The sequence below is a fragment of the Clostridium sp. genome (assembly GCF_050717635.1).
Classification (GTDB): Bacteria; Bacillota; Clostridia; order Clostridiales; family Clostridiaceae; genus Clostridium_AD.
Map to the genome: position 1 here is coordinate 249,333 of NZ_JBOITO010000039.1, position 13,286 is coordinate 262,618.

The window sequence follows — 13,286 nt, forward strand, 5'->3', positions numbered from 1 at the left end:
GGTTTATTTGCATTATTTTAATCCGACACACATTAGCATAGTGCCAAAATTGTGGCAATCCGTTTCTTTTGTAATATTATTTTTACATATCAATGTTAAAATGTAACCTAAATTAATTTAATGGTAAAAAAAGGTATAGAAAAGCCCCTTTGGGATTCATTCTATACCTTAATAAATACTAATTTAAATTTAACTATTTCACTTTATCCTTCTACTATCATGGTGTATTGACATAAATAATATAATACATGAAACCGCTCCAAAGAAAATAAAGGACTGAATATATGGTACAAAATTGTAGCTACCACCTTGCCAAAAATCTACAAATTCTCCACTGATATAAGTAGTTGGCAGCGAGTATGCCACGGCTTTTAGTGGAGTAGGGAAATCTGTTGCTTCCACACCAAACATACCGCTTAAAATCATTACTCCAAAATATAACATCATAGTTATAGCATAAGTTGGACCAAACCTTTTGAAAAATAGTGCTATTCCATGAGCTAAAATAAACAAAAAAGTAGATAATATATATAAAGAAACTATTAAAGTAAGTGCTGAGCTTAAAGATGGCACCTGCACATTTAACACAAAACAAACTGCTACTGTGTACACAATAAAAGATAAGGTTATAAAAATTAAATTAGCAAATATTTTAGAAGTGAGTATTGTTTTCTCAGTATATCCAAACAAACGAAAACGCAAGGGTATACTTTTTTCAAGCTCCTGTGAAAATGTAGCGGAATACCCTACAAGAATAGATGCTAATGGAATAATTATGCAATTAGTAATAAAAATGCTTGTTATAAAAATATCTTTGGCACCTTCTGGAACTTTACCTACCATTGCCGTTCCAAAAAATATTGTCATCCCAATTGGAAAAGCCACTCCAAAAATCATTGTAAATATATTTCCAATTAAATTTCTAAATTCATATTTTATTAACCAAAAATTAAATAACTTTGTATTCATCACTGGGACCTCCCTCTAGTTCTTCATTGAACCTTGCCTTAGCATTAATAGACATGATTTCAATATCACTGTTGCTTCTTTTAAAATTTATATTTTCTTCTATTAATATCTTTACTATTTCTAATTCCTTATTTTCACTTAAGCAAGAGATAGCTATTAAATGCTTCGGTGCTAGTATTTTAGGGAGACTTTTAGTCAATTCTTCGTTTATTTTAGTATTTTCAATGGTTATTGTAGATTTCCCACAGTACTTTTGGAAAAGCTTCTCCTTACTTCCAAAGTCAACTACTTTCCCCCTGTCTAAAATTAAAATCTTATTTGATAATTTCTCAAGTTCCTCATAATAATGAGATACTATGCAAATAGTGGCTCCCTTATTTTCATACCACTCTGTTATTTTATTCATTAATTGCTGACGGGTTTCAAAGTCCAGACCCGAAGTAACTTCGTCGAAGAATACTAAAGGAGCATCTTGAATTAAAACTAAAATTATTGTTAAACGCTGCTTTTGTCCCCCAGATAATGCGCTAAATTTTTTGTTAAGACAGCCTTCAAAATTAAAGAAACTAATTAATTCTTGAAGCGCTAGATTGCTTTTTATCTTTGTATTCATAAGAGCTTCCATTATATGCTTAACTGCCATGGTGTCTACATAATTATTTTCCTGCATGTGTGCAGACATTTCCTCGGGTTTTAAACTTGTGTGAATGGTGCCATTATAATTTGTAAGTCCTAATATTGATTTAACTAGGGTAGACTTTCCCGCTCCATTTGATCCTATTATTCCCACTCGATCACCAGCTTCAAAGGTTATTGGTGATTTTATTGATAATGCAATTTGATTGCCATATTTCACTTCTAGATTTTTTATAGTTACCATAATTCTTCTCCTCATTTAACGATTTATTATAGTTAAATTATACCATTACCACATGAATTTCATGTGAATATTGTATGTGAATATTATGGCAAATCATATTTTCGTAAAAAGTACGCTGCTCTCTACCCCCACATTAATATTTCTAACATCTATCTCATAGTTTAATAGGTTTGCATAATAGTCTACAATATAAAGTCCTAAGCCATGTCCCCTTTTCTCACTATTACCTGAAACAAAAGGATCAAATATGTGTGGCAATAATTCTTCCTCTATAAAAGCTCCATAATTAATAATAGTTAATGCATTTTCAGTTAATATTATTTTTATGTGCCCCTGCTTTGATGTATAAGTTATAGCGTTATTTAACAGATTATCTATTATTTTTAAAATAAGCTTCCTATCTGTATTGAAATTTGTAAAGTTAATATCCTTTTCTATAGCAAGCTCTTTTAATTTCACTTGAACATCTTGATACAACAGGCTTTCATCAATTATCTTGCTAACATTTATATCTTCCTTCTTAATAGCTTCAATACTATTGTTAAGATTTAAAATATCATCTATTATTTTTCTCATAGAATTTAATTGAAGCTTTACTTTTGGTAAATACTCCTTCGCGCTCTTGTATTTCCCTATTTCATCTATCATACCCTCCACCAGAAGCAGTGCTGCTGCTACTGGAGTCTTTAGTTGGTGGGATGAAGCCCGAAGGAATACCTCTTGCCTTTTATTTTGATCCGAAAGATAATTGTTCTTTTCTTCAAGTTCATTAAAATTATCATTTAATTTTAGATATAAATCATTAAGGGTCTCACCTAAAACTGCAATTTCATCGCGACCTTCTATTTTCATTAGTTCAATTTCCCTATTGGTATTGTCTTTCATAAACACAGCATGATTTACCAGTTTTTCTATCGGAAGAATTATTTTTCTTGAAAATAGAATAGTGGATATCATTATTAATAAAAGAGCTGTGGCAATAATCATTGGTAGACTCTGAAATATTATCGGCCGTATCTCTCCTATTTTAGGAGTCATTGCTGAAAATACCGATACAATAATATCGTCTTTATGTAGACTCATAGCTATATAATTGGTGTAATAGTTACTTCCATCAGACACGTTAGATTCATAAATAACTGTATCCTCATCTACTACATTAAACTTTGATGATGTTTCTGTGTAAATACTCTTATTATCATTTGCTAAAAGTTCAAAGGTTAGGGGCAAATTATCTTTAAATAACTTATTTTTAAAAACCTCCCCTATACTACTCGTAAAATCAAAATCCTGTTTATCTATATTTTTCATTTCCTCCCTGTGGGAACCATAGTATCTTACTTTTTTAATAACCCTTAATATCTCCTTATCATTAATAGTGACTTTTAGAGATGCTAATTTATTAGTTATAAAAAACTGATTACCAATAGCTGGTATTTTAATAGTTACTGTTCCTGCTGGGTTACTTTGGGATATATTTTTATAATTTCCATCATTTATATAGTTTTCTTGTATAGATTTTATTGATTTATAATTACTCTTGCTCATATAATCCACATATAAAGAAGGAAGCATTAGGACAAAATATGCTATCATGAGTGTTATTATTGTCCCTGATATAATTGCACTATACACAAAGGTCTTCTTAGATAAATTCACGAGTCCACCTCCATGTCAAATATATATCCTACACCCGTTACTGTTTTTATGTATTTTCGTGGTAATTTTTTTCTGATGTTTTTCACGTGTGCATCTATTATTCTGTCGTTCCCAAAATACTCCTCATTGAAAATTTTCATTATCAATTGTTCACGAGTAAATACTCGATTTGGTTCATTCTGCAATGTTTGTAGAAGTAAAAATTCACTTAACGTGAGCTCCAAAGATTTGTTGTCATAGTATGCTTGATAGCCAGTCAGACAAATTTACTAGCCTTAAATGCGGCAATAGAATCAGCTATCAAAAATGTATCTGAAACCGTAGAACAGTTAAAAGACCTAGCAGTTGTATTAGATACCATGGTCGGTAAATTCATTGTGTAAAAAAATATAATAATTAAGGAACGTCCTGATTTTATTTCAGGGCGTTCTTTAATATTGATTAATATTATGTTGTTCTACGTTTAATTGCATGTTTCATCCCCAGAAGATAAGTTTACTAATATATATTTTTTACTATAAATCTATCTTTTTATCAAAATTTAACTCTAAATTGGACTTTCACCAATTTGTAAGGTCCAGCTTATTGATATTTCACTTTCCTTATTGTATTAAAATTAAACCACTTAATTTTTTTAAGTTAATTGAATTTTGAAAACGTTTAAACTTTAATAATTTAAGTAATAATCAATATTTTCCTAATTTATTATGTATATATTTATAATCTATTTAATTTTTTTAACTACATGTTATAATTTATCTAATAATATAATATAAGAGGTGATCATTATGGATAATCTTGATATTAAAATACTTAAACTTTTACAACAAAATTCTAGAGTAACAGCTTCTGAAATAAGTAACAGAATTAATCTATCCGTACCTGCAGTAAGTGATAGATTAAAAAAACTTGATGCTAGCGGTATTATTGAAAAGTACACTGTGATACTAAATGCTAGAAAAATGAACAAACATCTTATGATAATAATGTTTATATCTCTTGAATCACCTAAATTTACAGATCCTTTTATTAACATAATTCAGTTAGATGATGAAATTGTAGAGTGTCACTACCTAGCTGGCGATTTCGACTACGCTTTAAAAATCATTACGGAAAGTACAGAAAGTTTAGAAAAAATTTTAAATAAGATAAAAAACATCCCAGGAGTTCAAAAAACTAAGACTAATGTTTCTCTTTCCACAATAAAAAATATTCATTCTATTATACCAAGTGAAATTATTGAGTAAACTTTGATTTAGTTATGCATTATGAAAAAATGACATTTATACATTGTCATGTATAAGAGGAGGATAATAAATGAAAACGGTACAAACAACAAATTTTAATGATGCTCGTAGAATGCGGATAAGCAATTTAGAGGTGAAAAATGAAGAACAACCCAACTTATTTAAAGATATATTCCCGTACTCAGAAATTCCAAAGATAGTTTTTGGAAGTGATCAGATTCCAATGTTTGTACCTGAGGATATATGGATCACCGACACTACATTTAGGGATGGTCAACAGGCTATGGACACATATACTGAGGCTCAAATAGTTAAAATATTTGACTATCTACACAAACTTGATAATAATTCTGGAATAATTAGACAAACAGAATTCTTTTTATATACAGAAAATGATAGAAATGCTGTTCGGAAATGTTTAGAAAGAGGATATAAGTTTCCAGAGGTAACTTCCTGGATAAGAGCTAATAAGGAAGACTTTAAGTTGGTTGTGGATATGGGCCTTAAGGAAACAGGAATGCTTATGTCTTGTTCTGATTATCATATATTCAAGAAATTAAACAAAACAAGACAAGAGGCTATGGATTTATATGTGTCACTAGCAAAAGAAGCCTTGGAGAATGGAATAACTCCAAGATGTCATCTTGAAGATATAACTAGAGCAGATTTCTTTGGGTTCGTAGTACCCCTAGCCCAAAAACTTATGGAACTTTCTAAAATATTTGGTATTAAAATAAAAATAAGGGCATGCGATACATTAGGGCTTGGATTACCTTACTCAGGGACGGAGCTACCAAGAAGTGTACAACATATCATACATGGATTAAGAGTTTATGCAGGAGTTCCTTCTGATTGTCTTGAGTGGCATGGACATAATGACTTTTATAATGTAGTACCAAATGCTACTACAGCATGGCTTCATGGTTGCAGTTCTATAAATACGACCTTATTTGGTATTGGCGAGAGAACCGGTAACTGTCCACTCGAAGCAATGATTATAGAATATGGTCAATTAAAAGGAAACACAAAAAATATGAATCTAAAACTTATAAGTGAAATTGGCAAGTATTTTGAAGGTGAGTTTAAATACAGTATTCCACCTAAAACACCATTTGTGGGTAGTGAATTCAACGTTACAAGAGCTGGCATACATGCAGATGGAATATTAAAAGATGAAGAAATTTATAATATCTTTGATACTGAAAAAATATTAGGTAGGCCAATCGTTGTGGCAGTTAATGAACATTCTGGACACGCAGGCATAGCAGCTTGGGTTAATACTTATTTTAGATTAAAGGGAATAGACAAGATAGATAAAAGAGACGAGCGAATTAATGATATAAAAGAGTGGGTAGATAAGCAATATGAGGGCGGTAGAAATACTGTAATGATAAGTGAAGAACTAGAAGTAATTGCAAAAAAAATCATTCCAGAGCTAACTTTAAGAGAACAAGACACTAAAGCCTGTTAATATAGGCTATATATTTTTAGCCTTACTTATATATAAAAAAATGGAGGGATATCATGGCATATACTGTTGCGCAAAAAATAATTAAGGCTCATTTAGTAATGGGCGAAATGATACCTTGTAGTGAAATAGCAATTGTAATAGATCAAACTTTAACTCAAGATTCTACAGGTACAATGGCATATCTTCAATTTGAAGCTATGGGAATTGATAAAGTCCAAACTAAAAAATCTGTTGCCTATATAGACCATAATATCCTGCAAACTGGTCCTGAAAATGCAGATGATCATTTATATATACAGACAGTTGCAAAAAAACATGGCATATATTTTTCCAAAACTGGAAATGGAATTTGTCACCAAGTTCATTTAGAAAGATTCGGAGTCCCAGGACAAACTTTACTTGGTTCGGATAGTCATACTCCTACAGGCGGAGGAATTGGAATGCTTGCTATAGGCGCTGGCGGACTAGATGTGGCTGTTGCAATGGGCGGTGGTGAATACTATATAACAATGCCTAAAATCGTAAAGATAGATTTAACAGGAAAACTTAAACCTTGGGTTTCGGCTAAGGATATTATTTTAGAGCTATTAAGACGCTTAACAGTTAAGGGTGGAGTTAATAAAATCTTTGAATATGCAGGTGTTGGTCTGAAAACTCTAAGCGTACCAGAAAGAGCAACTATTACAAACATGGGTGCAGAACTTGGAGCTACAACTTCAATTTTCCCTAGTGATGAGATAACCTACGAATTTTTAAAAGCACAAGATAGAGAGAGTGATTATTTAGAGCTTAAAGCGGACGCGTCCGCAGTATATGACGAGATAATCCAAATAGATTTGTCTTTAATTGAGCCTCTTGTTGCTTGCCCTCATAGTCCAGACAATGTAGTCCCTGTAGCATCATTAAAATGCATTAAGGTAGACCAAGTGTTAATAGGAAGCTGCACTAATTCATCTTATGTTGATATGATGAAAGTATCCAAAATACTCCGTGGAAAAACTATTCCTGATGAAGTTTCACTTTCTATTTCACCAGGTTCCAAACAGGTTTTAAGTATGCTTTCTAAAAACGGTGGACTCTCTGATATGATTGATGCTGGTGCAAGAATTTTAGAAAGTGCATGTGGTCCATGTATAGGAATGGGTCAATCGCCATCAACAGGTGCAGTATCTCTTAGAACCTTTAACAGAAATTTTAAAGGGAGATCCGGAACGGTATCAGCTAATGTTTATATTGTGAGCCCAGAAGTTGCGGTTGCATCTGCACTTACAGGATATATAACGGATCCAAGAGATCTAGGAGCTGCTATTATAGTACCTCTTCCAGAAAAGTTCTTGATTAACGATAATTTAATAATAAACCCAGCTGGCGATGGCACAGGTATTGTTGTAAAAAGAGGCCCTAATATTAAACCATTCCCTAAAGCGAAAGAATTAGAAGAAAATTTGATAGGTAAAGTGTTAACCAAATTAGAGGATAATATTACAACAGATGATATAATGCCGTCTAATTCAAAACTTCTTCCATTCAGGTCTAATATTCCATATTTAGCAGAATTCTGTTTAACTCCATGTGATGAAAATTTTCCATCTAAGGCTAAAAAATACGATGGTGGAATTATAGTTGCAGGTTCAAATTATGGGCAAGGATCAAGTCGCGAACATGCGGCTCTAGCACCTCTTTACTTAGGTATTAAGGCTGTTATAGCGAAGTCATTTGCAAGAATTCATAAGGCTAATTTAATTAATAACGCCATAGTTCCATTGATATTTGAGAACACTCATGACTATGAAAGTATAGGTGAGATGGATGAATTATTCATTTATGATGTTGCAGCTCAGCTTGAAAAAGGTATTGTTATTGTAAGTAATATAACAAAAGGAGTTACGTATATAACTCTACCTGAAGTAACACAAAGAGAAAAAGATATGCTTATATACGGTGGATTAATAAATCTTATGAAAAACAAGAAAAAGGCAGGTGCTTAGAAGCATGGAATACAATATTACACTTATACCCGGTGATGGGATTGGCCCAGAGGTAACCTCCGCTGCGGTTAAAGTAATAGAAAAAAGTGGAATTAAAATTAATTGGGAAATAGTACGTATGGGTGCAGAAGTTATAGAGAAATTTATCACTCCTATGCCTCCCTACGTTTTAGAAAGCATTAAAAAGAATAAAATTGCACTTAAAGGCCCTGTTACTACCCCTGTGGGCAAGGGGTTTAAAAGTGTTAATGTTACTTTAAGACAGGAACTAAATCTTTATGCTAATATAAGGCCTATAAAAACATATGAAGGTGTCCCATCAAGGTTTACTGACGTAGATTTAATAATAGTACGAGAAAATAGTGAAGATTTATATGCAGGAATAGAGCATATGGTTACAGAGGATATTGCAGAGAGTATAAAGATAATAAGCAAGAAGGCTAGCGATAGAATAGTGGAATATGCTTTTAAACTTTCAAAAGATCAGAATAGAAAAGAAGTAATAGCAGTTCACAAAGCAAATATAATGAAACTTTCGGATGGATTATTTTTAAGATGTGCAAGAAATATAGCGACCAAGCACAAAGATATAGCATTTGGAGATGTTATAGTTGATGCTATGAGCATGAAGCTCGTGATGAACCCAGAAAAATATGATGTTCTTGTAATGCCTAATCTATACGGAGATATATTATCCGATATGGCAGCAGGGCTAGTTGGGGGACTAGGCCTAGTTCCAGGTGCAAATATTGGAGAAGAAGGCGCAGTGTTCGAGCCAGCTCATGGTTCTGCTCCAGATATAGCAGGTTTAAATATAGCAAATCCGACTGCGTGCATCCTATCTGGTGTGATGATGCTAAGACATATAGGGGAATTAGAAGCGGCAGATAAAATAGAGAAAGCCGTGGAAGCTGTTTTAAAAGATGGAAAATATTTAACTTGTGATTTAGGTGGCAATACTGGAACGCAGGAGTTTGCTGAAGTTATCATTGAAAAAATGAGAAGTACAGGTTCTTGAACCAAAGCCATTGCAATGCCAAGCCTTTGTTTCATACCAAGTGAAAAGTCCTTAACTTTCTTTTTTTTGACATTTGAAAGGCCTACTTTTTCTAAAAATCGCGGTATAATATTAGGATTTTTCTGACCATAAAGTATACATTGCATATTCATATTGTCAGCTGCTGAAAGAGTATCATATAGAATAGGCTTTTCAACTATTATTCCAATTTTTCTTCGCAGGGCTTCTAACTGTTTTCTCTCTGCCATACCTAAAACCTCAATTCCTCCCTCCGTAGCTTCTGAAAGACCTGCCAGTATTCTTATGGTAGTTGTCTTTCCTGCACCATTTTCTCCAATAAACCCATATATTTTCCCTTGTTCGATTGTAAAAGAAACTCCATCTAGTACCTTCACATTATTATATAATTCAGTTAAATTATTCACCCTTAATATACATTCGCTCATTTATAAACCTCCATAATGTTGTTGGTTATATTTAGTATAAAGGAAAAACATTTCTTTAAAGTATGAGAAACATTAATATAACATTAAAAAAAATAGGTCTTTACAAAAGTAGTAATTTCTCATAATTCTTAGATTCTTTAGTTGATATATACTTTTATTTTGACTATACTGTATGCAATAGATTTAATTTTATGGAGGTGCAAAATGATTAAAAATTTAATTTTAAAGAATAGGTCATACAGAAAGTTTTATCAGAATGAAGTAATAGAATTAAGTACTTTAAGAGAATTAATTGACCTTGCTAGGTTATCGGCTTCGGCTGCAAACCTTCAGCCATTAAAGTATATTATCTCAAATAGCTCTGTTGAAAATGAGAGTATATTTAAAACTTTAGGATGGGCGGGTTATCTAAAAGACTGGAATGGTCCTGTAGAAGGTGAAAAACCCAGCGCATATATAGTTATGCTTAACGATTTATCTATTAGTAAAAAACCATCTTTAGATACAGGTATATCAGCTCAAAGCATGCTACTCGGAGCTGTAGAAAGTGGTTTAGGTGGTTGCATGCTAGGCAATATTAATAAACTAGAACTAGCTTCTGTACTTAACTTAGATGAAAATTTTGCAATTGACTTAGTCATAGCTTTAGGAAAACCTAAAGAAACCGTTGTTATTGATGAAATGAGTTTACCTTCAGGTATTAAGTACTGGAGAGATGAGAAAGAAGTTCACCACGTACCTAAAAGATCATTAGATGAAATAATTTTAGGTAATAACAAAGAAAAATGAAAACAAATTCATACGGAGGGGTTTTAATGAACATAATGATAATAACTTCTAGTCCTAATATTGATGGATTAACAGCCGCCTGTGCGTTAGCTGCAAAGATAGGAGTAGAAATGGGACCTGCTATTGCCTGCGTAGTAAATCTTAACACATTAAATATACCATCCTGCCATGCTTGTGGAAATGGATGGGGTACATGCCGTACTGAACATACCTGCCAAGTTCAAGATGATTTTCAAAAGCTACATAAATCAATGGCAGAGGCAGATGGTTACATAATTATTACCCCTGTTTACTGGGGAGATATGAGCGAATCCCTTAAAACATTTACTGATAGGCTTAGAAGATGTGAAGCAACAAATGGCGAGAAAAACAATTTGGCCAGCAAACCTTTCATATGTGTTGCTGCTCCTGGAGGAACGGGTAACGGATGCATTTCCTGCCTTAGTTCCTTTGAAAGATTCGTAGATCACGTTAAAGGTGTAAAATATGATTTTATAGGGGTTACAAAAATAAGTAAAGACTACAAATTAACTACTATAAGAGAAGCTGCAAAAAGCATGGTGCAAAGCTTAAAATTATAAAGAGAACCACTCATACAAATAAGGCATTCAATCATAACGATTGAATGCCTTATAAATTTTATTATATCTGAATTCCTTAGCCTTTAATAACCACCAAAAGCACTTAGAATTTTACGCGTGGCTCAAGTCCGTATGGAACCTTAGACGGAAATTTTTTCTAAATTACTTATTTTAAAAGGAATTTGGTATTAAATGTAGAATAATTACTTTGCACATAAATAGAATGAGAATGCAATTAAATTTGCACACGCAAGATAAAAAAAGGAGATGTATCTATGTTTAAAACTAAGTTAAGTAAACAATTATCTGTATTATCAAACGAATTCTATAAAGACAACATTAAGGAAATAGAAACCATCGAACAGCGAAATCAATCTAATCCAGCGTTAAGATTTACTACCAGCATCGCTAAATCGATAAAAAAAGTCTCTCCTAAGATATCTATAATTGTAAATAGTATACTAGCTGTTACAACTAAGATAAGCACATTTATAGTCCAACTTACATACTTCTCAGAGGAATTACTGCACTCATCTAATATGCTTAAGAGCTCCACTGAATCACTGGTAGCATCTACAGAGGAAACTAGTGCAAGTATGAATGAAATAACTAATACTATTAATTCCAATGCACAATCAATACAGATATTAGCTGAAAAATCGGAAAATACAATGACATTATCTAATAAGAATACTAATAGTTTAAATGACATTATAAATGTAAATAAGGAAATACTCTTAAAATCTAAAGATGTTAATGAAAATATAATTGAGCTTTCTTCGCTAATTGACAGTATGGAAACCATTATTGGAGGTATCGACGGCATAGCGCAGCAAACTAATTTACTTGCATTAAATGCAAGCATAGAAGCAGCAAGAGCTGGAGAACAGGGCAGAGGCTTCGCTGTAGTAGCCGATGAAGTCAGAAAGCTTTCAGAAACCACTTCTTTACAACTAGAAGAGATGAAAGAGTTTATGAAAAAAATGAAGGTATCTTCACATAAATCCAAGGACAGTGTAGATTATACTATAAAATCCATTGCAACTATGAATGATTACGCAGGTTCGATGCAAACTTCTTTTAAAGAAAGTAATTCATCTATGGAGGATATAATGAGTGAGATCCAAACTATATCTGCAAGTATAGAAGAGATAAGTGCCTCAAGTGAGGAAATAAATGCTACTCTGCATGTTATAACACAAGATGTAGATAACATAAGCTTAGAGGCCAACAATATTAATAATAAATCAGAAGAACTAATGATCCTCTCAAAGGGTATTGAAATTATTGACGAGGACATATCTAAAATCGCACTAATTGGTGGGGAAACTTCCAGTATTGAATATTTCAAGTTAAGAAACGAAGATTTTATTAATTCTCTTGAAAGTGCAATAGCTGCTCATAAGGCCTGGGTCGATACCTTAATAACTATGGCCCGGGAAATGGATCTCAAACCACTGCAATTCAATGGACAAAAATGTGGGTTCGGCCATTTCTATTACTCAATTAGCCCTCAGAATGAAAAAATTAAAGCTATTTGGGATACTGTAGGAGAAATTCATTTAGAATTACACAAAATCGGTTCAGAGGTTTGTCAAAATATAAAATCTAACAATAAAAGCCTAGCAGTTTCAAATAGCTTAAAGGGTAAGGATAAATCAGAAAAGGTACTTGCTATGCTTAATGAAATGAAAGAAATTTCACGCCAGCTAACTACAAAGCAAGAATTTGTTTTCTAACTTAATTTAAATAAGGCATTCAATTATAACGATTGAATGCCTTATAAATTTTACTATGCCTGAATTCCTTAGCCTTTTATTACAGTTAAAAGCATTTGGAATCTTACGCGGGCCTCAAGTCCGTGAGGAACATTAGAAGGCATTATTATTGTTTCACCTTCTTTAACAGTGAAGATATTATCACCTATTGTAATTTCCACCTCACCATCTAATACTTGAACCATAGCGTCTCCTGGAGTTATGTGACTGCTGATACCTTCTCCTTTATCCAATGAGAATAATGAAATACTCACAGTAGGCGTCTGAGAAATAGTTCTACTTATAACCTGACCCTCCTGGTAAGTTATTAAGTCCTTTAGATTAATTACTTTTGAGAATTCTATGTTTTTAATTAAATTTTTCATGTTGTTACCTCCTAAGTTAATATTTCTTATTTATAGTATATCTCTATTAGTTCCAAACATCCGTAACTTAAGTTACATTATAATAATTTAAGTTT

General features: G+C 32.5%; 13 protein-coding genes and 1 pseudogene. 8 read left to right on the forward strand and 6 right to left on the reverse strand.

Annotated elements, in window-relative coordinates:
* Window positions 1-198: 198 nt before the first annotated feature.
* The 4 genes from ACREWB_RS20095 to ACREWB_RS20110 form a co-directional block, all read right to left on the reverse strand.
* A complete protein-coding gene (locus ACREWB_RS20095) occupies window positions 199-969 on the reverse strand; it encodes an ABC transporter permease (protein ID WP_431549239.1) in 771 nt (256 codons plus the stop codon).
* Window positions 950-1,849: an ATP-binding cassette domain-containing protein gene (locus ACREWB_RS20100; RefSeq protein WP_431549240.1), complete on the reverse strand. Its 900-nt coding sequence runs from the start codon at window positions 1,847-1,849 to the stop codon at window positions 950-952. Before ACREWB_RS20100 ends, ACREWB_RS20095 begins: the two co-directional genes overlap by 20 nt.
* A gap of 93 nt (window positions 1,850-1,942) precedes the next feature.
* Entirely contained in the window at window positions 1,943-3,508 is a 1,566-nt protein-coding gene (locus tag ACREWB_RS20105) for a sensor histidine kinase (RefSeq protein WP_431549241.1), read from the reverse strand.
* The gene (locus ACREWB_RS20110; protein ID WP_431549242.1) at window positions 3,505-3,732 is read right to left on the reverse strand and encodes a winged helix-turn-helix domain-containing protein; all 228 of its coding nucleotides are present in this window, start codon (window positions 3,730-3,732) and stop codon (window positions 3,505-3,507) included. The genes ACREWB_RS20105 and ACREWB_RS20110 overlap by 4 nt, the downstream gene beginning before the upstream one ends.
* Before the next feature lie 21 nt (window positions 3,733-3,753).
* On the opposite strand from ACREWB_RS20110, the gene ACREWB_RS20115 reads away from it, so the two are divergent.
* From ACREWB_RS20115 to ACREWB_RS20135, 5 genes are all read left to right on the forward strand, one after another.
* A complete protein-coding gene (locus ACREWB_RS20115) occupies window positions 3,754-3,891 on the forward strand; it encodes a hypothetical protein (RefSeq protein WP_431549243.1) in 138 nt (45 codons plus the stop codon).
* Between the two features lie 405 nt (window positions 3,892-4,296).
* On the forward strand, window positions 4,297-4,755 hold the full coding sequence (locus ACREWB_RS20120) for an Lrp/AsnC family transcriptional regulator (RefSeq protein WP_431549244.1): 459 nt from the start codon (window positions 4,297-4,299) through the stop codon (window positions 4,753-4,755).
* A 112-nt stretch (window positions 4,756-4,867) separates the two neighbouring features.
* Window positions 4,868-6,226: a hydroxymethylglutaryl-CoA lyase-like TIM-barrel protein gene (locus tag ACREWB_RS20125; protein WP_431549368.1), complete on the forward strand. Its 1,359-nt coding sequence runs from the start codon at window positions 4,868-4,870 to the stop codon at window positions 6,224-6,226.
* Between the two features lie 53 nt (window positions 6,227-6,279).
* Window positions 6,280-8,214, forward strand: coding sequence for an aconitate hydratase (locus tag ACREWB_RS20130; protein ID WP_431549245.1), 1,935 nt, complete (start codon window positions 6,280-6,282; stop codon window positions 8,212-8,214).
* 4 nt (window positions 8,215-8,218) lie between these two features.
* Window positions 8,219-9,232: an isocitrate/isopropylmalate dehydrogenase family protein gene (locus ACREWB_RS20135; protein WP_431549246.1), complete on the forward strand. Its 1,014-nt coding sequence runs from the start codon at window positions 8,219-8,221 to the stop codon at window positions 9,230-9,232.
* Window positions 9,233-9,267: 35 nt separating this feature from the next.
* On the opposite strand, the pseudogene ACREWB_RS20140 reads toward ACREWB_RS20135, so the two are convergent.
* Window positions 9,268-9,678: pseudogene (locus ACREWB_RS20140) on the reverse strand (ATP-binding cassette domain-containing protein); the annotation flags it as partial.
* A gap of 204 nt (window positions 9,679-9,882) precedes the next feature.
* Here ACREWB_RS20140 and ACREWB_RS20145 point away from each other — a divergent pair.
* The 3 genes from ACREWB_RS20145 (at window position 9,883) to ACREWB_RS20155 (ending at window position 12,787) form a co-directional block, all read left to right on the forward strand.
* Window positions 9,883-10,467 (forward strand): nitroreductase family protein, encoded by a 585-nt coding sequence (locus tag ACREWB_RS20145; protein WP_431549247.1) that lies wholly within the window; start codon window positions 9,883-9,885, stop codon window positions 10,465-10,467.
* A 26-nt stretch (window positions 10,468-10,493) separates the two neighbouring features.
* A complete protein-coding gene (locus ACREWB_RS20150) occupies window positions 10,494-11,048 on the forward strand; it encodes a flavodoxin family protein (RefSeq protein WP_431549248.1) in 555 nt (184 codons plus the stop codon).
* A gap of 275 nt (window positions 11,049-11,323) precedes the next feature.
* Complete coding sequence (locus tag ACREWB_RS20155; RefSeq protein WP_431549249.1) at window positions 11,324-12,787, forward strand: methyl-accepting chemotaxis protein; 1,464 nt, start codon at window positions 11,324-11,326, stop codon at window positions 12,785-12,787.
* Between the two features lie 68 nt (window positions 12,788-12,855).
* Here ACREWB_RS20155 and ACREWB_RS20160 read toward each other — a convergent pair whose 3' ends face one another.
* Window positions 12,856-13,191 (reverse strand): cupin domain-containing protein, encoded by a 336-nt coding sequence (locus tag ACREWB_RS20160; protein WP_431549250.1) that lies wholly within the window; start codon window positions 13,189-13,191, stop codon window positions 12,856-12,858.
* Window positions 13,192-13,286: the final 95 nt, after the last annotated feature.